24 protein-coding genes are annotated in these 23,245 nt (G+C 44.4%); 5 read left to right on the forward strand and 19 right to left on the reverse strand.

Annotation, left to right across the window (positions count from 1 at the left end):
• Position 1 precedes the first annotated feature (1 nt).
• The 13 genes from rodZ to trmJ form a co-directional block, all read right to left on the reverse strand.
• Positions 2-958 carry a cytoskeleton protein RodZ gene (gene rodZ, locus AB4384_RS03065; RefSeq protein ID WP_017062515.1) on the reverse strand — a complete coding sequence of 319 codons (957 nt, stop codon included), beginning with the start codon at positions 956-958 and terminating at the stop codon, positions 2-4.
• Between the two features lie 440 nt (positions 959-1,398).
• A complete protein-coding gene (locus AB4384_RS03070) occupies positions 1,399-2,541 on the reverse strand; it encodes a bifunctional tRNA (adenosine(37)-C2)-methyltransferase TrmG/ribosomal RNA large subunit methyltransferase RlmN (protein WP_017062516.1) in 1,143 nt (380 codons plus the stop codon).
• 441 nt (positions 2,542-2,982) lie between these two features.
• On the reverse strand, positions 2,983-3,417 hold the full coding sequence (ndk, locus tag AB4384_RS03075; RefSeq protein WP_016797173.1) for a nucleoside-diphosphate kinase: 435 nt from the start codon (positions 3,415-3,417) through the stop codon (positions 2,983-2,985).
• 106 nt (positions 3,418-3,523) lie between these two features.
• Positions 3,524-4,819, reverse strand: a complete 1,296-nt coding sequence (pepB, locus tag AB4384_RS03080) for an aminopeptidase PepB (protein ID WP_017062517.1) — start codon at positions 4,817-4,819, stop codon at positions 3,524-3,526.
• A gap of 206 nt (positions 4,820-5,025) precedes the next feature.
• Positions 5,026-5,226 carry a Fe-S cluster assembly protein IscX gene (gene iscX / locus AB4384_RS03085; protein WP_004740335.1) on the reverse strand — a complete coding sequence of 67 codons (201 nt, stop codon included), beginning with the start codon at positions 5,224-5,226 and terminating at the stop codon, positions 5,026-5,028.
• Between the two features lie 134 nt (positions 5,227-5,360).
• Entirely contained in the window at positions 5,361-5,699 is a 339-nt protein-coding gene (gene fdx / locus AB4384_RS03090; protein WP_010440525.1) for an ISC system 2Fe-2S type ferredoxin, read from the reverse strand.
• A 20-nt stretch (positions 5,700-5,719) separates the two neighbouring features.
• Positions 5,720-7,570 carry a Fe-S protein assembly chaperone HscA gene (gene hscA, locus AB4384_RS03095; RefSeq protein ID WP_372128865.1) on the reverse strand — a complete coding sequence of 617 codons (1,851 nt, stop codon included), beginning with the start codon at positions 7,568-7,570 and terminating at the stop codon, positions 5,720-5,722.
• 22 nt (positions 7,571-7,592) lie between these two features.
• On the reverse strand, positions 7,593-8,108 hold the full coding sequence (gene hscB, locus AB4384_RS03100) for a co-chaperone HscB (protein WP_010440522.1): 516 nt from the start codon (positions 8,106-8,108) through the stop codon (positions 7,593-7,595).
• A gap of 84 nt (positions 8,109-8,192) precedes the next feature.
• The gene (gene iscA / locus AB4384_RS03105; protein WP_010440519.1) at positions 8,193-8,516 is read right to left on the reverse strand and encodes an iron-sulfur cluster assembly protein IscA; all 324 of its coding nucleotides are present in this window, start codon (positions 8,514-8,516) and stop codon (positions 8,193-8,195) included.
• A gap of 98 nt (positions 8,517-8,614) precedes the next feature.
• Positions 8,615-8,992, reverse strand: a complete 378-nt coding sequence (gene iscU, locus AB4384_RS03110; protein ID WP_004735094.1) for a Fe-S cluster assembly scaffold IscU — start codon at positions 8,990-8,992, stop codon at positions 8,615-8,617.
• A gap of 33 nt (positions 8,993-9,025) precedes the next feature.
• Entirely contained in the window at positions 9,026-10,240 is a 1,215-nt protein-coding gene (locus AB4384_RS03115) for an IscS subfamily cysteine desulfurase (protein WP_010440514.1), read from the reverse strand.
• A gap of 27 nt (positions 10,241-10,267) precedes the next feature.
• Entirely contained in the window at positions 10,268-10,789 is a 522-nt protein-coding gene (gene iscR / locus AB4384_RS03120; RefSeq protein WP_010440512.1) for a Fe-S cluster assembly transcriptional regulator IscR, read from the reverse strand.
• Positions 10,790-10,905: 116 nt separating this feature from the next.
• Positions 10,906-11,634, reverse strand: a complete 729-nt coding sequence (trmJ, locus tag AB4384_RS03125) for a tRNA (cytosine(32)/uridine(32)-2'-O)-methyltransferase TrmJ (RefSeq protein WP_017062835.1) — start codon at positions 11,632-11,634, stop codon at positions 10,906-10,908.
• Between the two features lie 181 nt (positions 11,635-11,815).
• On the opposite strand from trmJ, the gene suhB reads away from it, so the two are divergent.
• Positions 11,816-12,619, forward strand: coding sequence for an inositol-1-monophosphatase (gene suhB, locus AB4384_RS03130; protein ID WP_017062836.1), 804 nt, complete (start codon positions 11,816-11,818; stop codon positions 12,617-12,619).
• A gap of 260 nt (positions 12,620-12,879) precedes the next feature.
• Here the strand turns inward: suhB and secF are convergent, their stop codons facing one another.
• The 5 genes from secF to queA form a co-directional block, all read right to left on the reverse strand.
• Positions 12,880-13,827, reverse strand: coding sequence for a protein translocase subunit SecF (secF, locus tag AB4384_RS03135; protein ID WP_017062837.1), 948 nt, complete (start codon positions 13,825-13,827; stop codon positions 12,880-12,882).
• Positions 13,828-13,841: 14 nt separating this feature from the next.
• Positions 13,842-15,698, reverse strand: coding sequence for a protein translocase subunit SecD (gene secD / locus AB4384_RS03140; RefSeq protein ID WP_081324517.1), 1,857 nt, complete (start codon positions 15,696-15,698; stop codon positions 13,842-13,844).
• 20 nt (positions 15,699-15,718) lie between these two features.
• Positions 15,719-16,048, reverse strand: a complete 330-nt coding sequence (yajC, locus tag AB4384_RS03145) for a preprotein translocase subunit YajC (protein WP_010440492.1) — start codon at positions 16,046-16,048, stop codon at positions 15,719-15,721.
• A gap of 111 nt (positions 16,049-16,159) precedes the next feature.
• Positions 16,160-17,296: a tRNA guanosine(34) transglycosylase Tgt gene (gene tgt / locus AB4384_RS03150; RefSeq protein ID WP_017056177.1), complete on the reverse strand. Its 1,137-nt coding sequence runs from the start codon at positions 17,294-17,296 to the stop codon at positions 16,160-16,162.
• 190 nt (positions 17,297-17,486) lie between these two features.
• Positions 17,487-18,539 (reverse strand): tRNA preQ1(34) S-adenosylmethionine ribosyltransferase-isomerase QueA, encoded by a 1,053-nt coding sequence (gene queA, locus AB4384_RS03155; RefSeq protein WP_372128866.1) that lies wholly within the window; start codon positions 18,537-18,539, stop codon positions 17,487-17,489.
• Between the two features lie 334 nt (positions 18,540-18,873).
• Between queA and AB4384_RS03160 the strand changes: the two genes are divergently transcribed.
• Complete coding sequence (locus AB4384_RS03160; RefSeq protein ID WP_372128867.1) at positions 18,874-19,320, forward strand: CBS domain-containing protein; 447 nt, start codon at positions 18,874-18,876, stop codon at positions 19,318-19,320.
• A gap of 66 nt (positions 19,321-19,386) precedes the next feature.
• Here the strand turns inward: AB4384_RS03160 and AB4384_RS03165 are convergent, their stop codons facing one another.
• Positions 19,387-20,292: a hydrogen peroxide-inducible genes activator gene (locus tag AB4384_RS03165; RefSeq protein WP_017062525.1), complete on the reverse strand. Its 906-nt coding sequence runs from the start codon at positions 20,290-20,292 to the stop codon at positions 19,387-19,389.
• A gap of 210 nt (positions 20,293-20,502) precedes the next feature.
• On the opposite strand from AB4384_RS03165, the gene AB4384_RS03170 reads away from it, so the two are divergent.
• The 3 genes from AB4384_RS03170 to AB4384_RS03180 all read left to right on the forward strand — a co-directional run bounded on the left by AB4384_RS03170 (position 20,503) and on the right by AB4384_RS03180 (position 23,182).
• A complete protein-coding gene (locus tag AB4384_RS03170) occupies positions 20,503-21,111 on the forward strand; it encodes a peroxiredoxin C (RefSeq protein WP_017062526.1) in 609 nt (202 codons plus the stop codon).
• A 298-nt stretch (positions 21,112-21,409) separates the two neighbouring features.
• Complete coding sequence (locus tag AB4384_RS03175; RefSeq protein ID WP_102320717.1) at positions 21,410-22,153, forward strand: copper homeostasis protein CutC; 744 nt, start codon at positions 21,410-21,412, stop codon at positions 22,151-22,153.
• 99 nt (positions 22,154-22,252) lie between these two features.
• Positions 22,253-23,182, forward strand: a complete 930-nt coding sequence (locus AB4384_RS03180) for a LysR family transcriptional regulator (RefSeq protein ID WP_102320718.1) — start codon at positions 22,253-22,255, stop codon at positions 23,180-23,182.
• The last annotated feature ends 63 nt before the right edge of the window (positions 23,183-23,245 follow it).

Below are 23,245 nucleotides of genomic sequence, written 5' to 3' on the forward strand. Positions count from 1 at the left end.
TCTAAGGTAAGGTTATTCTAGCTACTTTGCCTGAAGTATACCCAGAAAGGTCGACAGGTTCACTTGCAAATGTCATTGATACGCCTTCTGGCGCACCTAGAATCACTTTATATGGCGCAGTTCCTGATAGATTTAACGACTGACCTGCTTTTTTGATGCCAGTCGACAAGGTTTTACCCGTTGCATCTTTTACTTGGATCCAGCAATCAGCGGTGAACTGCATCACTAGTTCGTTAGCCACAGCTTCAGGAGCCGTGCTAGCTTCAACCGTTTCTGCATTCGCAGCAGCTTCAGCAGTTGGTTCAGTCTCTGTTGTTTGTTGTGCAGAAGTTTCGTCAGCTGGAGTAACAGCATCTGAACTTTCTTCCGCATCGCTTATCGCAGCAAGGCCTTCAGCACCTTCAACAACAGAAGCACCCGCTTCGTTTTGTTCAGCTTCAATCACTTCCAAAGAGGTGAATTCAGGGGCAAGTGATTCTTCTACCGCTAGCTCTTCTGAGCTTTCAGTATTCGCTAAAGATTGAGATAGGGTGTCTTGCTGTTGGTTCTGCCACCACCAAAGTGAGGAGATACCCGCAATGACCGCAAAAATGCTCCAAGTCAGGATCATAATACGGCTGTTGTGCTTCTCGGTTTTGGTCTTACGAGAAAAACTCAGCATTTCTTGCTCTTGATGCTGAGCATCACCGGCATGATGCAGCGCACTCAATACGACTTTTTCGTCAAGATTGACGTATTTCGCGTATGAACGAATATAGCCACGCATAAACGTCGCCACTTGATCTGACTCGAATTGGTTTTCTTCAATTTGTTGGATCAGAGTAACGCGAAGTTTCAAGCGATCAGAAATCTGCTTTTGCGTTAAACCAAGAGATTCTCGTTTGTTCTTAAGCAGCGTTCCCGCTTCCAAAGCTGGAGCTACGTTTTCTTGCGCTTGTGTATCTTGTTCTGTGTTCATAGAGAGTGAACTTCTAAAGTATTATCGCAGGTTGAGGAGAGCGTTTTCTTATTGTCGTTTAAGCTCAATCTAACAACCCACGTTATGTGGAATTTTTCCTGCTATCTAAATCATCAACCCTTAAAGGCGAACATCATTCATTTATTATGGATGACCTTCTCAGGAAGCTAGTTTATCAAGTAGCCAACCTAAATAGACATATTGATGATCAGTAGCAAGCGAGCACTTAAATTAATTTAAGATTAGTTAATCATAAGCTAATGCCATTACAAGGCAAAAACACTTTAAACAAAATTTACCGTCAGCTCATGGTTTTGTCCAAAATTTGACGAAAAATGTAAGAAAGCGTGGGCAAGAAGTCCAAAAAATCAAAAACTGCACCCCAGAAAAGCAACAAGCCAGAAGTAAGACTTCTGGCTTGTTTAGGTTCTAATCGCGTTTTATACCGCTTTTACTTCAATCACACCACCGGCAATCAAGTTCGCTTCAGAGGCTGCTTTAAGCATTTTAGTACGCTTGGTTCTATCAATCACATCACCGACTAACTGACCACACGCGGCATCAATATCATCACCACGAGTCTTACGAACGGTTACTGTGTAGTTGTATTCCATCAGCGTTTTTTGGAAGCGATCAATACGAGAGTTGCTTGGCTTCTTATAAGGCGACCCCGGGTAAGGGTTGAATGGAATCAAGTTGATCTTACAGGGCGTCTCTTTCATTAGCTCAGCAAGTTCACGTGCGTGGTCCATATCATCATTCACATGATCCAATAACACGTACTCAACCGTTACTTTACCGCGGTTAGCATTTGAAGATGCAATGTAACGACGAACAGATGCTAGGAAGTCTTGGATATCCCAACGGTCGTTGATCGGCATGATTTGGCTACGTAGTGCATCGTTTGGCGCATGTAGAGAAATAGCCAATGCGACATCGATGTTGTCTGTCATTTGGTCAAGGCCAGAAACAACACCAGAAGTTGATACGGTTACACGACGCTTAGACAGTGCGAAACCTAGATCATCAAGCATGATTTCTAATGATGGCATTAGGTTCTTCATGTTCAATAGAGGCTCACCCATACCCATCATTACAACGTTAGTAATTGGACGACGACCGGTTTCTTTTTCTAGGCCGATTTCGCGAGATGCGCGCCAGATTTGGCCAACAATCTCTGAAACTTTTAGGTTACGGTTGAAGCCTTGTTGAGCTGTAGAACAGAACTTACATTCAAGTGCACAACCAACCTGTGAAGATACACATAGCGTCGCACGGTCACCATCTGGGATGTATACCGTTTCAACGTCTTGGTCGCCAACGCTCATCGCCCATTTAATTGTGCCATCTGAAGAGTGTTGAGCTTCAGAAACAACAGGTGCAACAATCTCACAGCGACGTTGAAGTTTCTCACGTAACTTTTTGTTGATGTTATTCATTTGTTCGAAGTCATCGACACCGAAGTGATAAATCCACTTCATCACTTGCTCTGCTCGAAACGCTTTCTCATTCAGTTCTTCTGTGAAAAATTTACGAAGACCTTTACGATCAAAATCGAGTAGATTGACTTTAGCTGTGGTCATGATGCCTCTCAATGACGGAACAATAATTAAGGGCGCGAATTGTACAGGCTTTACGCAACTTCAACAAGCATTGTAAAACCCTGTGTTTATTAAGACATTCAAACTTAAGCGATTAAAATTTGAACAATTGTATTTATCGGCCTGAGATTACCCAATTTAAACAAAGATTCCCGATTACACTCCTTCGTCGCTTTCGGGAATGACGTAAATAATCACAAATTGCTCGATAATATTTACCACGAGATGGTTGCTCCAAAGTTCCCCGTCATTCCAGAACTGAGGAACGAAGTATCTGGAATCTCCAATAACAAAAACAGATTCCCGATTACGCTCCTTCGTCGCTTTCGAGAATGACGACTAAATTGATTATCGAGAGCGTAAAATCCACTTACAAAAAAGGCCTCACCGAGGTGAAGCCTTTAGAATAATTTGCAGTGCCGATTATTGAGCTGGGCGTGGGCAAATTTCAGATTCTGGGAAGAAGAATTCGATTTCGCGAGCTGCAGACTCAGGGCTGTCGCTGCCGTGAACTGAGTTGTAACGCATGCTGATTGCGTAGTCAGCACGGATAGTACCGCATGCCGCTTCTTCTGGGTTTGTTTTACCCATAAGTTCACGGTAACGAGCGATAGCGTTTTCGCCTTCAAGCACTTGAACCATGATAGGACCAGAAGTCATAAACTCTTTAAGAGCTGGGAAGAACTCTTTGCCTTCATGTTCAGCGTAGAAGCCACTCGCTTGCTCTTCAGTAAGACGAACCATTTTAGCAGCAATAATTTCTAGGCCTGCTTTTTCGATACGGTGGTAGATTTCACCAACAAGGTTACGCTTAACTGCATCCGGCTTAACAATTGAGAACGTTCTTTCTAGAGCCATAGGGATTCCTTCACTTCATTTTTTTGTTATTAAATACTGAAATTACTGAGATCTTTCGATCTGAGCTTTATGAATGAGCGGCACAAAATACCGCTCACCCTTATTATTATTTTGCTTGGTCGATAAGAAGACGAGCCAGTGTGCGAACGCCCATACCCGTTGCGCCTGCCGCCCACTTGTCACTTGCTGACTTACGGTAAGTACCCGCGCAATCCATATGAATCCAACCTTTTTTGTAATCATCTACAAAGTAAGAAAGGAATGCCGCTGCTGTACTTGCACCCGGTGTGTAATCGCCTGTGCTGATGTTTGAAAGATCAGCAAAGTTTGAAGGCAACATACCACGGTGGAAATCAGCAAGAGGCAGTGGCCATAAGCCTTCTTTCTCTTGGTTTGCCGCTGTTAGCGCTTGGTGAGACAACTCATCATCGAAGCTTAATAGTGCGTGGTAGTCGTTACCTAATGCGTTTTTAGCCGCGCCTGTTAGCGTTGCACAGTCGATGATCAGCTCAGGGCTTTGTGCACTTGCGTACATCAGGCCATCAGCTAGCACTAAGCGACCTTCCGCATCAGTGTTCATGATCTCAACTGTTTTCCCGTTTTTGTAGGTAATGATATCGCCAAGCTTCAATGCGCGACCAGAGATCATGTTCTCTGCGCAACATAGAATAAGCTTGATGCGCTTGTTAAGACCGCGTTCAATCGCAAGACCTAAACCACCAGTAATCGTTGCTGCGCCACCCATGTCAGCTTTCATCGCTGTCATGAATTGGCCTGGCTTGATACTGTAACCGCCCGAATCGAACGTAATACCTTTACCGACTAAACAGGCAAATACAGGTGCGTTTTCATCGCCTGTTGGGTTGAAGTCCAGTTGCAGCATTGCTGATGTACGCTCAGAGCCACGACCTACCGCGTAGATGCCTTCCCAACCTTCGGTTAGTAGATCCTTGTCTTTAACAATCTTCGCTTTAACAGTGCCCGCTGGTGCCACTGACTTGATGTATTCTGCAGCCATTGTCGCAAGTTGACGAGGTGCCACTTCTTCAGCGGTTTTATTGATAATGTCACGCGTCCAGTCAGTTGCGCGAATACGAGCTTCAAGCTCAGTTTGATCGGCTTCTGAAAGTGCATCCCATTCCAATGCATTCTTTTTCTTTGGTCCACGGTAGCCTTGGTAGAAAGCCCAAACGCTTTCTAGATCCCAACCTTCACCACGAAGTGAAACGAATGCGATACCTTGTCCGTCAAGCGTACGACCCGCACGTTGAACTGCGCCTAGATCGTGGCCTTCACCAATGTGAATTGTCGCTCCCGCTTCTGAGAACGATAAAATAGCTCTTGCTCCCCACTGAGGCTGGGCAGCTTCTTGACTTAAAAATACTGACATCTGTGTAGACATGATTTCTCCTTGTCATGAACCACTTCGAGAGTGTGATTCTGATTATTTTTTATTAGCTCACTGATGTTAGCATTATGTAGGAGGAAAATGTCATTTTGATAAAAAAACGGACCATAAGGTCCGCTTTTTTTAGTAAGAATTGTTAACTTGGCTGCGTTTTATATTGGACTGATACCAACCCGCGACCAAATCATTAGACAAGAGGATTAATCCATCTCATCCATCCAGCACAAAATAATAGCCTCTAAGATTTTCTCATTCGAGTGGTTAGGCTCGTCGTCGAACTCTTCAAGGTCTAGCACCCATTGATGCAGATCGGTAAAACGTACCGTTTTAGGATCAGTATCAGGGTACAAATCACATAGCTCAATTGCGATATCTCGCGAATCAATCCACTTCAAGCTCATAACACTTCCTTATATTTATCAGCGACGCTCTGTCACCTTTATGATCTATATTCTAGGCCAGTTTTCTTAGTATGTTTGTCTAAGCAATAACTCTCTCAGTCATCGCTGTATTAGCCATGACTGAGAACAGGTTCTTAATGGTCTTCAGAAGCCAGGTTCAACGTGTACTTTGGAATCTCTACAACAAGATCCGTATCAGCCACTTTAGCTTGGCAACCCAAGCGAGATTCCATCTCTAAGCCCCATGCTTTATCTAGCATGTCGTCTTCTAGATCATCACTCTCTTCTAAAGAATCAAAACCTTCACGAATCACAACGTGACATGTTGTACATGCGCACGATTTCTCACATGCGTGTTCAATACCAATACCGGCCTTCAGTGCAACATCAAGAACCGTCTCACCAGTTTTTGCTTCTAAAACAGCGCCTTCTGGACATAGATCTTCGTGAGGTAAAACAATAATCTTTGGCATGTTTATCTATTCTCTAACTATTAAATATTATCGACTGACTGACCTGACAGTGCAGCACGAATTGATTTATCCATACGACGAGAAGCAAAGTCTTGGCTCGCTTTGTCGGTATTCTTAATTTCTAGTTCAATAGCATCAGCGTTGTCGCCATTACGCACTTCAATCAGTGCTTCAATCGCTTGAACAAGTTGTTGTTTGCCTTGCTCATCAAGTAGCTCGTCACCGTCGGCTTGCATTGCAGCGATAAGGCCTTCGATAACGCGATCCGCTTCTACGCGTTGCTCAGCAAGAGCACGCGCTTGCATGTCTTCTTTTGCAAACGTCATCGAATCTTTCAGCATGCTAGCCACTTCGTTGTCGCTTAGACCGTAAGAAGGCTTAACTTGGATTTCAGCTTGAACGCCAGTGCTCTTCTCCATTGCGGTAACCGATAGCAGGCCATCAGCATCCACTTGGTAAGTAACACGAATATGAGCAGCACCTGCAGTCATCGGCGGGATGCCTTTCAGAGCAAATCGAGCCAGTGAACGACAGTCATCAACCATCTCACGCTCGCCTTGCACGGTGTGTACTGTCATTGCAGTTTGACCGTCTTTGAACGTGGTAAACTCTTGTGCACGAGCAACTGGGATCGTGGTATTACGAGGGATGATCTTTTCGACTAAGCCACCCATGGTTTCGATACCCAGTGACAGAGGGATAACATCCAATAGCAGCATCTCAGAGTCAGGCTTGTTGCCAACTAAGATATCCGCTTGAATCGATGCGCCAATCGCAACCACTTCATCAGGGTTAATACTGGTTAATGGAGTACGACCAAAGAAGCCACCGACCATTTCACGAACAAGTAAGGTACGAGTTGAACCACCTACCATCACGACTTCTAGTACTTCATCCGCGTCAACTTCCGCATCTTTCAGTGCTCGGCGGCACGAAAGCAGCGTTTTCTTAACTAGTGGCTTGATGATCTCTTCGAACTCTTCACGAGTTAAAGAGCCAGACCAACCTAGTGCTTCAACATTAACGCTTTCAGCTTCAGATAAGCCAATCTTCGCTTCTGTTGCTGCGTCTAGAAGAATACGGTTCTGTTCTGCTGTCAGCTCTAACAAGCCCATTTGCTCTTGGAAATGATCCGCAATTAAATGGTCAAAGTCATCGCCGCCTAATGCAGAGTCACCACCGGTTGCTAAAACTTCGAAGACACCTTTAGACAGGCGTAGGATAGAGATATCAAACGTACCACCGCCTAAGTCATAAACAGCGATTACCCCTTCTTTACCTGAATCCAAGCCATAAGCAATCGCAGCTGCAGTGGGTTCATTAAGAAGACGTAACACATGAAGACCAGCAAGTTGCGCTGCGTCTTTGGTACCTGCACGTTGTGCATCATCAAAGTACGCAGGGACGGTAATCACGGCACCAGCCAATTCACCACCTAACGTCGACTCAGCACGTTGACCGAGTGCACGAAGAATATCTGCAGATACTTGAATTGGGTTCTTATTTCCTTGCGCTGTGTTAATCATAGGCAGGCCATTATCACTTTCTTCAAACTGATATGGCAGAGATGGGTATCGCTGTTGAATATCTGACAGTGAACGACCGATTAATCGCTTAACTGAGATAATGGTATTTTTAGGATCAATTTGTGCATTTACACGCGCTTCATCACCAGTGGTGTACGACTCTGACTGATAGTGAACAACGGAAGGGAGAATACTGCGACCTTGTTGATCAACAAGCGTGCTTGCCTCACCACTGCGCACTGACGCAACCAATGAGTTTGTTGTACCTAAATCAATACCCACTGCAAGCTTGTGCTGGTGAGGAGCGGCGCTTTGCCCTGGTTCTGCAATCTGAAGTAGTGCCATGGATGTGTCCTTGTTATACGAACTAGCCGATCAAACGATCTTCAACTAACTCGATTTCATTCTTTAATTTTGCAATAAACTTAAGCTTTCTTACTCGGTCTGCAGCTTCTAACCAAGCTTCGCTGTCGAGTTCTTGTTGGATAGCGCTTAATTGTTGTTTATACATTTTGCTAACCTTTCCTTCAAATGCAAACAAAGCATCTTCAGGATCAGAACTGTCGGCGATATCTTCCAGCTCTTCACGCAATTCCATTTGCTCCATCAGGAACATAGGATCTTGCATAGTCTGCTGCTCACCACGAATATCCTCACCATGTTGAACTAACAGGTATTCAGCGCGGCTGACTGGATTTTTCAACACCTGGTACGCATCATTGATTTGCGCAGCTTTTTGCACAGCCAGCAAGCGATCTCGCTCAGAAGCCGTGGCAAATTTATCAGGGTGGAATTGGCGTTGCAGATCTCTAAACTGAGAAGAAAGAAGGCTACCATCCAGTTGAAACTGAAGTGGTAGCCCAAATAATTCGAAATGATTCATGTAACGGTGGTCCTAAGTTTAGGCTCTTTACTTAGAGCCTAATTTTATTCTTCGCTCATTATAAACGCTCAACGATTGAGGCGTTTATACATTGAAGCTCTCACCACAACCACATTCGCCTTTCGCGTTAGGGTTGTTGAATTCAAAACCTTCGTTTAGGCCTTCTTTTACGTAATCAAGCTCAGTACCGTCTAGGTAAACTAGGCTCTTTGGATCAATGATGACCTTAACACCTGAATGCTCGAACACTTCGTCTTCTTCGTTGAGCTCGTCAACGAATTCCAGTACATACGCCATACCCGAACAGCCAGTAGTTTTTACCGCTAAGCGCAACCCGATACCTTTACCTCGGTTATCTAGGAAAGCTTGAACTCGGCTTGCTGCCGTATCTGTCATGGTGATGGCCATACTACAACCTTGTGTTTTATATAAATTGAGAACTCAGGGGGAGCACAAAGGGTGCTCCCAAATATTACTTTTTTGAAGTGATTACGTTGTAGAAACGATTAGTGCTTCTTTTTGTAATCCGCAACCGCTGCTTTGATTGCATCTTCAGCAAGAATTGAACAGTGAACTTTCACTGGTGGCAACTCTAGCTCTTCTGCGATTTCAGAGTTTTTAATAGCAGCTGCTTCATCAATACTTTTACCTTTAACCCACTCAGTGACTAGTGAGCTAGAAGCGATTGCGCTACCGCAACCGTAAGTCTTGAATTTTGCGTCTTCAATAATACCTTCTGCAGATACTTTGATTTGCAGTTTCATTACGTCACCACAAGCTGGTGCGCCAACCATGCCGCTACCTACACTTGGATCTTCTTTATCAAACGAACCTACGTTACGTGGGTTTTCGTAGTGATCAATTACTTTTTCGCTATATGCCATGATAGTTACCTCGAATCCTCTATTTCCGTGAGATTAGTGATGAGCCCACTCAACAGTGTTCAAATCAATCCCTTCTTTATACATATCCCATAGAGGAGACATGTCGCGTAATTTATTTACTGCTACACGGATTTGTGCAATCGCGTAGTCGATTTCTTCTTCCGTAGTGAAACGGCCGAATGAAAAACGTACTGAGCTGTGTGCCAGTTCATCGTTTAAGCCAAGAGCGCGTAAAACGTATGAAGGCTCAAGACTCGCTGATGTACATGCAGAACCTGATGATACCGCTAAGTCTTTTAAAGACATAAGCAGAGATTCACCTTCAACGAAAGCAAAGCTCACGTTTAGGTTATGTGGTACACGTTGATCTAAGTCGCCATTTACCGTTACTGCTTCTAGATCTTGAACCCCTTTCAATAGACGCTCGCGAAGTGCTAGTGCGTGGTCATAATCTTTCTGCATGTCTTGTTTAGCGACAGCAAAAGCTTCACCCATACCCACGATTTGGTGAGTAGCAAGCGTACCAGAACGGAAACCACGTTCGTGACCTCCACCGTGCATCTGTGCTTCAAGACGAATACGTGGCTTACGACGAACGTACAAAGCACCAATGCCTTTAGGGCCGTATGCTTTGTGTGCAGAAAGAGAGATAAGGTCAACTTTCATCTCTTTTACATCTAGTGGGATTTTACCCGCAGACTGAGCCGCATCAACGTGGAAGATGATCTTGCGTGAACGACATAATTCGCCGATTGCAGAGATATCTTGGATTACACCAATCTCGTTGTTTACGTGCATGATAGAAACAAGAACCGTATCTTCACGCATTGCTGCTTGTAGCTTGTCTAAATCAATGATGCCGTTTGCTTCAGGCTCAAGGTAAGTCACCTCAAAACCTTCACGCTCTAGTTGGCGACATGGATCAAGAACCGCTTTATGTTCTGTTTTACACGTGATTACGTGCTTACCTTTCTTCTCGTAAAAGTGCGCTGCACCTTTGATAGCAAGGTTGTCTGACTCTGTAGCACCTGACGTGAAAACAATCTCACGTGGGTCTGCATTTAGTAGATCGGCAATTTGCTCACGAGCATTATCTACTGATTCTTCTGCCTGCCAGCCGTAACGGTGTGAACGAGATGCAGGGTTACCGAAGTTACCGTCCATCGTCATGCACTGAACCATTTTTTCAGCAACACGTGGATCGACTGGGCATGTAGCTGAATAGTCAAAGTAAATAGGCAGTTTCATTTTCTACTCCAATGTAAAAACTGACCGCTAAGAGCGGGCATTAACACCGTGAGGTGCTGCACTAATCGTTGTAGTGCTCGTATTTTTATGTGCAAAACCATTATTAACCGCAAGATCGATATCTTGACGATCAGAAATCTCTAAAACTTCGTTATCTTTCATTAGCTCACCGAGCGTAATGTCATTTAAGAAGCTGCTGATTCGGGAGCTTAAATCACGCCAAAGAGTGTGAGTTAAACAACGACTACCACCTTGGCAATCTGCTCGACCGTGACACTTAGTTGCATCAACTGATTCGTCTACTGCAGCAATTACAGTTCCGACAGCGATGTCGCTCGCTTCAGCACCTAAACGGTAACCACCGCCAGGACCACGAACACTAGCAACTAAGCCAGCTTTACGTAACTTAGAAAATAGCTGTTCTAAGTAAGATAATGAGATGCCCTGTCGCTCTGAAATATCAGCCAGAGGAACTGGGCTTTTTTGCGAATGCAGTGCTACATCTAGCATAGCTGTTACCGCATATCTTCCTTTAGATGTAAGTTTCATATCACACCGAATCCACATTGTTTATGTGGTTGGAATCTTCCCATACCTGACTAAATTGGTCAAGTATTTAGTTGACTATTTTAGTCAAGTATTCACCCTTAGGGTTTGTGTGGTTTTTATTTGTCGTTTTTGCTCTTCTCAATTGAAGTCAAAATGCCGCGTAGAGTGTTGATCTCTTGCAACTCTGGACGAGCTCGACTGAACAGACGACGTAGTTTATTCATCACCTGACCTGGCTTATCCTTAGAGATAAATTGGGTATCAATGATCACTTTTTCAAGGTGCTCATAGAACATTTCTAGTTCTTCGTGACGAGGGTACTCATCTTGTTGCTGTGGCTGATATTGGCTAGCGACCATATCAAGGTGAGCTACACGCACTTCGTAGCTCAGAGTCTGCACTGCCATTGCTAGGTTTAGCGAGCTGTATTCAGGGTTAGCTGGGATACATACATGGAAGTGGCACTTCTGAAGCTCATCGTTAGTCAAGCCAGTACGTTCACGGCCGAACACTAATGCGACTGGGTGCTTTTGACCTTCAATCGCAAACTTTTGTCCACACTCACGAGGCTCAAGCATTGGCCATTCAAGCGTACGTGAACGTGCACTCGAACCAACCACTAAACCACAGTCTTTTACGGCTTCGTCTAATGTAGAAACGATGGTCGCGTTTTCTGCGATGTCACCTGCACCCGCAGCCAGTGCTAAGGTCTGCTCGTCAACTTCACATTGAGGGTCTACAAGAACTAATTGACTCAAACCCATCACTTTCATTGCGCGAGCTGCTGATCCGATATTTCCCGAATGAGACGTACCAACCAGAACGACTTTTACATTGTCTAACATGCTATATGACACCACTTTAAAAATAATCGCGAGATATTAACACATAGCAAAGTAAAATGGTCAGACCCTTCGCGTAATGTGAAACCAAGAGTTCAAAAAATAACCACTTCCCTTTTGGTAAAACTTTGGTATACTCGCCGCCGCTTTAAATTGTTCTTTAACATCTTGTGGGAAAAACCATATGCATCCAATGCTAAACATTGCGATACGCGCTGCGCGTAAAGCTGGCAACCATATTGCTAAATCTCTAGAAACAACTGATAAGATCGAATCGTCTCTAAAAGGTAACAACGATTACGTTACTAACATTGCTCAAGAAGCTGAGTACATGATCATTGAGACAATCAAAGCATCTTACCCAGAGCACAGCATTATTTCTGAAGAGAAAGGCCTGACTGAAGGTAAAGACTCTGACGTACAATGGATCGTTGACCCACTAGATGGCACCAACAACTTTGTAAAAGGTTTCCCTCACTTCTCTGTATCTATCGCTGTTCGCATGAACGGTCGTACAGAAGTTGCTTGTGTTTATGACCCAATGCTAAACGAGCTATTCACAGCTCAACGTGGCGCTGGCGCTCAACTTAACAACGCTCGTATGCGTGTTACTCAACTAAAAGACCTTCAAGGTACTGTTCTAGCGACTGGTTTCCCATTCAAGCAAAAACAACACTCTGAATCTTTCATGAAGATCATCTCTGGTCTATTCATTGACTGTGCTGATTTCCGTCGTACAGGTTCTCCTGCTCTTGACCTATGTTACCTAGCAGCTGGCCGTGTTGATGGTTACCTAGAACTAGGCCTTAAGCCATGGGATCTAGCAGCTGGCGACCTAATCGCTCGTGAAGCTGGTGCTATCATGACTGACTTCGCTGGCGGTACTGATTACATGACTTCTGGTAATGTTGTTGCTTCAAGCGCACGTGGTGTTAAGTCTATTCTTAAGCACGTTCGTGAGAACGCTAACGAAGGTATGCTGAAATAATTCAGACCTTACGTTAAAGCTCTCTGTTTTAAGGGCGCATAAAAACTCCAAAGCCTCGCTAGATAGCGAGGCTTTTTTGTATCTGCGATTTGAGATACGAAATACGAAATACGAAATACGAAAATGGTGCTCTTAGTGACAGTATATTCAACTCAACTTGCCGATAAGTTACGTTGATCTTATCGACAATAAACAGACGTAAAAAAACCGCTAGTTGCCTAGCGGTTTTTTTGGTTTAGCGAAACTTATTAAGCCAAGGCCTAAGGCATCTCGTCAAACTCTTCACCTTCTTTGTCCACTTGTGGTGGCATTAGGTGTTCACGCGTAATACCTAACTTCATAGCCAGTGCAGATGCAACGTAGATAGAAGAGTAAGTACCAACCGTAATACCCAGTAGAAGTGCAGTCGCGAAGCCGTGAATCATAGCGCCGCCCTGAACGAACAGTGCGATAACTACGAATAACGTGGTACCAGAAGTGATCAATGTACGGCTCAATGTTTGTGTGATTGAGCTGTTCAGTACTTCAGGTGCTTCACCCTTACGCATCTTACGGAAGTTCTCACGGATACGGTCGAATACAACAATGGTATCGTTGAGGGAGTAACCGACCACCGTTAGCAAGGCTGCTACGATGGTAAGGTCGACCTCAATTTGCATTAGAGAAAACACACCCAGAGTGATGATAACATCGTGCGCCAGTGCTAATACTGCACCCGCAGCCAAACGCCATTCAAATCGCACTGATACGTAGATCAAGATACAGATAAGAGAAACTAGAATAGCAAGGCCACCCGCTTCTGTTAATTCGTCACCCACGTTAGGACCAACGAACTCGATACGACGCATTTCAACTTGCTCACCAGTACCATTCTCAATAGCAGAAAGGATTTGGTTACCAAGCGTTTCGCCCGCTACGCCATCACGTGGACGTAAACGAACCATCACATCACGAGCTGAACCGAAGTTCTGTACCGTTGCATCACCAAAGCCTTCGGCTTCTAGTGCACTACGAATATCAGGAAGGTGTGCCGGTTGTTCAAAACCAACTTCAATCAGAGTACCGCCAGTAAAATCTAGACCCCAGTTCAACGATTTCGTTGTTAGGGTGAAGATAGCAGTACCAATCATCAAGATAGAAAAAACAAAGGCAACCTTTGACCAACGCATAAAGTCGATCATTTTGTCTGCTTTTAGAATCTGAAACATATTAATTCCTAGCCTTAGATCGACAGTTTTTTAACGCGTTTGCCGCCATACATCAGGTTCACGATACAACGTGTTCCGACAATAGCTGTAAACATTGAAGTCAAGATACCGATAGACAGCGTTACCGCGAAGCCTTTGATAGCACCCGTACCCACAGCAAATAGAATGATTGCTGTTAGTAGTGTGGTGATGTTGGCATCGGCGATTGTGCTGAATGCGTTCGCGTAACCTTGGTGAATCGCTTGTTGTGGACTGCGTCCATCTCGAAGCTCTTCACGTATACGCTCAAAGATCAGAACGTTCGCATCAACCGCCATACCGACCGTTAATACGATACCGGCAATACCCGGTAGGGTCATGGTAGCCCCCGGAATCATCGACATAATACCGATAATCAACACCAAGTTAGCCATTAGCGCAACGTTCGCAATCAGACCAAAGCTACGGTAGTAAAGCAGCGTAAACAGCATTACAGCAGCCATACCCCAAACCATCGCCATGATACCCATATCGATGTTTTGCTGACCCATAGATGGACCAATCGTACGTTCTTCTACAATCGAGATAGGCGCAATCAACGCACCAGCACGCAGTAGAAGTGCCAAGTTATGAGCTTCAGCCGTTGAGTCAATACCAGTAATACGGAAGTTACGGCCTAGCGCAGATTGAATCGTCGCTTGGTTAATCACTTCTTCGTGCTTACTTAAGATAACTCGACCTTCCGGTGTTTTACGACCGCTGTCTTTGTACTCTGCAAATACCGTTGCCATTAGCTTACCGATATTCTGACGAGAGAATGCAGACATCTTGCTACCACCTTCGCTGTCTAGCGAGATGTTAACTTGAGGACGACCATATTCATCAACACTTGAACTTGCATCAGTAATACTTGAACCGCCTAGGATAACGCGCTTCTTAAGTACCACAGGGCGACCATCACGATCTTGCTTGATTTCGCTACCCGCAGGGGCACGACCAGAAGCGGCAGCGGCTAAGTCAGCACTGCTATCCACTTCACGGAACTCAAGCGTCGCGGTAGCACCAAGAATTTCTTTAGCGCGAGCCGTGTCTTGAACACCAGGCAATTCCACTACGATACGGCTAGAGCCTTGACGTTGAACCAAAGGTTCAGCAACACCAAGTTCGTTAACACGGTTACGTAGAATGGTAATGTTTTGCTCTACCGCATAGTTGCGGATTTCTTGAAGACGAGCCTCTGTGAAGCTAGCAACCAAAGAAAAACGACCATTAGATTCAGAATCTACAAACGTCATGTCTTGGTGCTTAGATTGCAGTAGCGATTTCGCTTCAGCAAGCTGCTCGGCGTTACGTAGAATCACTTCAACCGCATCTTTACCAGATGGGCGAATTGCACGGTAACGGATTTTTTCTTCACGAAGTTCGCTACGGAACGCTTCTTCTTGTTGGCCAACCAGCTTTTGCATCGCAGCGTCCATATCCACTTCCATCAAGAAGTGAACACCACCACGTAGGTCAAGACCAAGCTTCATTGGTGCAGCACCAATAGATTCAAGCCAATCAGGAGTTGAAGCAGCTAAGTTTAAAGCAACGATTACGTCTTCATCTAATGCTTCAGTGATGACATCACGAGCACTAATTTGAGAGTCTGTATCGTTAAAGCGAACAAGAATGGAACCGTTTTCTAGAGCAACGGATTTAGTAGAAAGGTTTTCAGCTTCAAGAGCATTGGTGACAGCATCCAGCGTAGACATATCTACAGAGGCGCCGCGCGCCCCTGTAACTTGAACTGCCGGATCTTCACCGTATATATTCGGAAGTGCGTACAACGCAGCGATGGCGATAGTAAACACCACCATCAGGTACTTCCATAACGGGTAACGGTTTAGCACAGCGAGGATCCTCTAGCTGTTTATAGAGATTTCAGAGTACCTTTTGGTAGCACTGCTGTAACGAAGTCTTTCTTGATAACTACTTCGTTGTTTGCATTCAGTTCGATAGCAACGTAGTCGCTGTCTTCTGCAATCTTAGTGATCTTGCCAATTAGGCCGCCGCTTGTAAGAACTTCATCACCTTTGCCCATAGAAGACATAAGGTTCTTGTGCTCTTTAACACGCTTAGCTTGTGGACGGTAGATCATGAAGTAGAAGATCACAGCGAACATACCTAGCATGATAAGCATTTCGAAACCGCCGCCTGCTGGTGCACCTTCTGCTGCTGCGTGAGCTTGAGAAATAAACATTTAAAACATCCTCTATTTATATTTTCGTAATTGTTTGTCTAATTGGGTCGCATCCCTTTATTTTCAAGCCCCATCACTCGGAAGAGAGATAGGGCTCGCAAAAAAGAAATACTAAGATTCTTTACCTAGTGGTGGCACTTCACGCCCCATTCTTGCGTAGAACTCTGCAACGAACTCTTCAAAGCGGTCTTCATCGATAGACTGACGAATGTCTGACATTACTCGTTGGTAGAAACGCAGGTTATGAATCGTGTTCAGTCGAGCACCTAGGATTTCGTTACAACGATCCAAATGGTGTAAGTACGACTTGCTGTAGTTCTTACAAGTGTAACAGTCACACTCTGAATCTAGTGGTGTTGTATCGGTTTTATGCTTCGCATTACGGATCTTGATCACACCTTCAGTCACAAACAGGTGGCCGTTACGTGCATTTCGCGTTGGCATTACACAGTCAAACATGTCGATACCACGGCGAACACCTTCAACCAAGTCTTCCGGTTTGCCTACGCCCATTAGGTAACGTGGCTTATCTTCTGGCAGTTGAGGACATGTGTGCTCAAGAATGCGGTGCATATCTTCTTTTGGTTCGCCTACTGCTAGGCCACCTACTGCGTAACCGTCAAAACCAATTTCTGTTAGGCCTTTAACGGATACATCACGAAGGTCTTCGTACACGCCACCTTGAACGATACCGAACAGTGAGTTCGGGTTTTCAAGTTTGTCGAAGTGGTTACGTGAACGCTCAGCCCAACGAAGAGACATCTCCATTGAGTCTTTTGCTTCTTTGTGTGTCGCAGGGTAAGGCGTACACTCATCGAAGATCATTACGATGTCTGAACCTAAATCTTTTTGGATTTCCATAGACTTCTCAGCGTCCATGAAGATCTTGTCACCGTTTACAGGGTTACGGAAATGAACACCCTCTTCAGTGATTTTACGCATTGCACCTAGGCTGAATACTTGAAAGCCGCCTGAATCAGTCAGGATAGGACCGTGCCAGTTCATGAAATCGTGCAGGTCACCGTGCATTTTCATGATTTCTTGACCAGGACGTAGCCATAGGTGGAATGTGTTACCTAATAGGATTTCAGCACCTGTGTCTTTTACTTCTTCAGGTGTCATACCTTTAACAGTACCGTAAGTACCTACAGGCATGAATGCTGGGGTTTCAACGGTACCGCGTTCAAACTGAAGTTGACCACGACGTGCGCCGCTATTAGTTTTTTTAAGTTCGTATTTTAATTTCACGAAGCCTCCAATATGCCAGAGAAACAATCTGACTGTTAATTCAGAACCTTAGGCCAAACAAAAGTTCAGTCTAGTGGGTTCTATGAGGAGCGGTCGCGTATTCCTTGCGAGAGATTAGACAGACACCCTGCCCGACTCCTAGCTTACTGCTAGCACCCGTAAATTTTTGTATCGCTTAAACCTGCTTAAATTAGCTCGTTTTCTTATTGATGAACATAGCATCGCCGTAGCTGAAGAAACGGTATTCGCTCTTCACGGCGTGATCGTATGCGTTCATCACATTATCGTAGCCAGCAAATGCACTCACCAACATAATCAGTGTTGATTCTGGCAAGTGGAAGTTGGTAATCAAGCAATCCACCAACTGGTATTCATAGCCAGGGAAGATGAAGATTTCTGTATCACCAAAGAAAGGAACGAGCTCGGTGCCTTTCTTCAATGCATCTTGCGCTGCACTTTCTAGTGAGCGTACTGATGTTGTACCAACAGCAATAACACGGCCGCCACGAGCTTTTGCTGCAGCTACGGCGTCAACCACTTCTTGCGGTACTTCAACGTACTCAGCATGCATGTAGTGATCATTGATGTTATCTACTTTTACTGGCTGGAACGTACCAGCACCAACGTGAAGCGTCACGTAAGCAAACTCAACACCTTTTTCTTTCATGTCAGCCATTAGCTTGTCATCAAAGTGAAGGCCTGCTGTTGGCGCTGCAACCGCACCCGGCTTTTCATTATAGACAGTCTGGTAGCGCTCTTTATCTGCATCTTCATCAGGACGATCGATGTAAGGAGGCAGTGGCATGTGACCAACACTGTTAAGAATCTCTAAAACGCTTTGATCGGATGTGAAATGGATTTCGAATAACGCATCGTGACGCGCCACCATTTCAGCTTCATATTCATCGTTCTCACCAAGGAACAACTTAGTACCCGGCTTTGGTGATTTAGAACAACGAACATGCGCAAGAATGCTTTTCTCATCAAGCATACGCTCAACCAGCACTTCAAGCTTACCGCCTGATGCCTTGCGACCAAATACACGAGCTGGAATCACTCGAGTGTTATTGAAAACAACAAGATCGCCTGGCTCAACCAAGTCTAAAACGTCTTTAAACGAACCATCAGCTAGGTTACCGCTGTTGCCATCTAATTTAAGCAGGCGGCTTGCTGTGCGCTCCTCTTGAGGGTAGCGAGCAATGAGTTCATCTGGTAGGTCAAAGTGAAAATCTGAAACTTGCATTTGTCTAGTCTTGTCTTAGTTGATGAGATTTGTGCCGTTGACGAATCATAAATCGTAGTTGCTGGATAATCGTTACGGTAAGTCAATCGTCACCAGAAACACATCGCAAACACGACTAAAAATTTCGCAGTGGGCTAGTATAGGCACACGAGCCGCAATAGCAAGGTTTACAGCACTGGATTATTGTAAAGAGGCGTAAAATAATGCGACTGATTCACCTCCTCAAACTAAAGAATTAGTTGCATAAAACTCACCCAAGAATGCGTCAGATCTCAGTTATTTTTTGGATAAAAAACTATAGTAATAGCAACAAATAAAAAAGAAGGAGGTTCGTATGATCAAGGTTGAAGATATGATGACTCGCAACCCTCATACCCTATTGCGCTCACACTCACTGGCCGATGCTAAGCACATGATGGAAGCGCTTGATATCCGCCATATACCGGTCGTTGATTCCGATAGGCATCTATTAGGTGTCGTCACACAACGAGACGTTCTAGCCGCTCAAGAATCCAGCCTACAAAACATCCCACAAGCTCAATCTTTTACTCTTGCCACTCCCCTCAACGACATCATGCACAAAAGTGTTATGTCGGTAGAGCCACGTGCAGGATTAAAAGAATCGGCTATCTATATGCAGAAACACAAAGTGGGCTGTTTACCTGTCGTAGAAAACCACGAACTAGTAGGCATTATTACAGACAGCGATTTTGTCACGATAGCGATCAATTTGCTGGAGCTGCAAGAAGAAGTCGAGCCAGAAGAAGTGGAAGTAGAGTAACGATCGGAAGTGATATGAAGAGCGGCCAATTCAGCCGCTCAGAGGGATTGTTGTCGAAGCGGATTATTATAGAAGCTCAGATACCACATCCGCTAATTGATGGAATGTCTCACGACGCGAAGAGCTTGGTCGCCAGACAAGGCCAATATCTCGGTAGGCCTGTTGACCAGGAGGATCGATCACAACAAGATTCTGGTTTTCCAATAAACCGTGGTCGATCGCCATCTGAGGAATAAAGGTAGTACCTAAACCATTCGCGACCATTTGAACCAATGTGTGAAGGCTCGTCGCTGTGAACGGATTTATCTTCTCTTTATCCGTTAACTTACAAGCCGACACAGCATGCTCTGTTAAACAGTGCTCGTTCTCCAACAAGAATACAGATTCGTCGGGCAGGTCATCGTATTTAATCGGAACACGAATACCGTCAGCTTGATTGCGACTTATCACCATACGGAAAGGGTCTTGCCCAACAACTTGGCTTTCCATATTGTCGATATCGACAGGCAGAGCCAGAATCAGTACATCTAAGTCTCCATGACGCAGCGCAGCCAATAGGTTGGTTGTTGTGTCTTCACGTAACAATAAATTAAGCTGAGGAAAGCGTTGGTTGGCCTCTTGTACCAAATCACACAGAAGGAATGGCGCAATGGTAGGGATACACCCGACTCTTAGCTGCCCTTGCATCGCGTCTCCATTACATAGATTTCCAAGTTCGACAAGATCTTGCCCTTTCGCCAATAGCTCTCGACCGTGCTTGACCACCAGCTCACCTGCTTGCGTGAAAACCAGCGGGCTCTTTTTATCTTTCTTCTCATAAAGCGGGCAACCAATGAGTTCCTCTAGGTTTTGAATGCCTTTACTTAACGTAGATTGACTGACGAAACAGCGATCAGCGGCATCACTGAAATGACGAGTTTCGTGAAGAGTAACAAGATAGTGAAGTTGCTTAAGACTTGGCCATTTATTCATGAAATTACTTTGTAATATGAGTAGGATAAGTTACGTAAAGGTCATAAGACCTAAGGACAGGACAAAGAATAAGCTTATCGCTTTTTTCGATTAACTTAATCTATTTAATTCGCTTTTTTCTATAGTACCGATTGTACTATAGTTTGTCGCGTAGAAACGGAGCCCAAACAAAGATGTGTTGGGCCAACTAATTTTTTAGGAGATTCCAAAATGGTACTAGTAGGTCGTCAAGCCCCTGACTTTACTGCAGCAGCTGTTCTAGGTAACGGTGAGATCGTTGATAACTTCAACTTCGCAGAATTCACTAAAGGTAAGAAAGCTGTAGTTTTCTTCTACCCACTAGACTTCACTTTCGTTTGTCCTTCAGAGCTAATCGCTTTCGACAACCGTCTAGAAGATTTCCAAGCTAAAGGCGTTGAAGTAATCGGTGTTTCTATCGATTCACAATTCTCTCACAACGCATGGCGTAATACTGCTATCGCTGACGGCGGTATCGGTCAAGTTAAATACCCTCTAATTGCTGACGTTAAGCACGAGATCTGCAAAGCATACGATGTTGAGCACCCAGAAGCAGGCGTTGCTTTCCGTGGTTCTTTCCTAATCGACGCTGACGGTCTTGTACGTCACCAAGTAGTTAACGATCTTCCACTAGGTCGTAACATCGACGAAATGCTACGCATGGTAGACGCACTAAACTTCCACGAGAAGAACGGTGAAGTTTGTCCTGCACAATGGGAAGAAGGTAAATCAGGTATGGACGCATCTCCAAAAGGTGTTGCAGCATTCCTATCTGAGCACGCTGACGACCTAAGCAAGTAATTATCTCTTAAGCCCGAACTCAACGCGGGTTAATGGTTGGAAGACTCTCTATAAAGAGACATAAAGCATAAGCTAATAGCGCAAAGCGCACCGCCAATCAGTTAAGAAGTAAAGTCCTATTAAAAGCCCGAAGTTAACGCTTCGGGCTTTTTGTTTTCTCCCTAGACTGTTTCTTATATACATAATTGAGGTAGTTCTAAACCCAAACTTTACCTCTATTTTCCTCCGCTACAACCTATTCATGTCCGTATCTAGATTGCTATTATTTCATCAGTATCTTTTTGAACGGATAAACAAGATGAACACCGAAATTGAAGTCTGTATCGATAACTTAGAATCTCTTCATAACGCACTATCTGGTGGCGCGAATCGAATTGAGCTTTGCTCTTCATTGGCACTTGGCGGATTAACTCCAAGCTTCGGAATGATGAAGCAAGCGGCAATAATTTCGTCCGTTCCTGTCTACGCTATGATAAGACCAAGACAAGGCGATTTCATTTTCAATAACGACGATATGCTCTGTATGCTTGAAGATATTGAAGCTTGTGCAAATGCAGGATTGGATGGGGTCGTACTTGGTGTGTTAGCGCCGAACGGAAGTATCGATATGCCAAAAATGCAACAACTGGCTGACAAAGCGCACTCGTTAAAGCTTGGGATTACCTTCCACAGAGCCATCGATCAAAGCTCTGATTTCCAAGCAGCATTAGAACAAATCATTACACTTGGATGCGAAAGAGTCCTGACATCAGGGCTTGCTGCTAATGCTGAGCAAGGTATCGATGTATTGGCTGCAATGGTCAAACAAGCCGATGGACGAATTGATATCATGGCGGGGGCTGGCGTTAACGCTGCGAATGCTAAAATGATTCAAAGCGCTACCCAAGTACCTGCTCTTCACCTTTCAGGTAAATCAACAAGACCGAGCCTAATGGAAAACAACTCGAGTGCTCAAATGGGCAATGATGATATTGATGATTATCAGATCCCAGTGACAGATGCGAGTAAGATATCTGATGTGAGAGCCGCCCTCACCGCTTAGGGCAATAATCGCCAGCATAAATCCAGAGAACCTCGCTGACTAATCTAACTGACTGACGTATATTAGATTTAATAGCGCAGAAAATTTTCATGGATAGATATGGCTAAAGACTTATTCAGCTCTCTTGATTTAAACCTGTTACGAACATTTCTGATTGTTTATCAAGAACAAAACACCAGAAAGGCTGCGGAGCGTTTATTCGTTTCTCAGCCAGCGGTTAGCCAAGCCCTGCAAAAGCTAAGACACCACTTCAACGATGACCTTTTCGTTAAAGTTCATGGTGGCTTACAAGCCACCGCATTTAGCGAAGAGCTAGCGAATGAAATCTCACCTCATTTAGATGGTTTGAAAACCGCAATTAACTCCTCAAATACCTTTGACCCAAAGCAAATTGACAACCCAATAAAAATTGCGTTGTCCCCCGCGGTATTATCATGTTTATCAGGGGTTCTCTACAAAATCATCAAGCATCAAGCTCCAAACTGTGAGTTAGAATTAACTAGCTGGACAACATCCTCAGTTGAAGACATACAAAAAGGAAAGATCTTTTTAGGCGTTGCTTATCAACTACCTAATGTCTCAAAAGAAATTTATATTCAAAAGCTCGTTGAGCTTGATGGACGGCTATTTGTAAGAAAAGACCATCCAGTAAAAAAATCAATTGTCACCCCACAAGATTTGGCTGGCTATGAGATTGCATCACTAATATCACCAGGGTGGAACGATAACTTTAGTCAAGCTTCACGAATATTAGAAACCCACTCGATTCCTCATCGCGTTGGATTTCGTTCTGAAATGGTATCAGCTCTTGTTGATGTTCTGCTTAATTCTGATATGTACATGCCACATTCCAACCTCTTTTCTATCCATAACTATCCCAACCTGAGAGCTATTGATATTGACATCGCGAGCGAACTAAAAATGGTTGGAGTATATAGCCATATCCATACAAAGAATCGTAATAGCCCTCTTCATATGTGGCTCTGCGATGTTGTTCAGCAAGCACTAAACGAACAGATTAATAAGTAGTGCTTATTACAATTATACAAAATACTACTTAGCCTAAAAATAAAACACTGTTTAATATTAGCC

The organism is Vibrio sp. 10N.261.51.A4, from assembly GCF_041471945.1.
Taxonomy (GTDB): domain Bacteria; phylum Pseudomonadota; class Gammaproteobacteria; order Enterobacterales; family Vibrionaceae; genus Vibrio; species Vibrio crassostreae_C.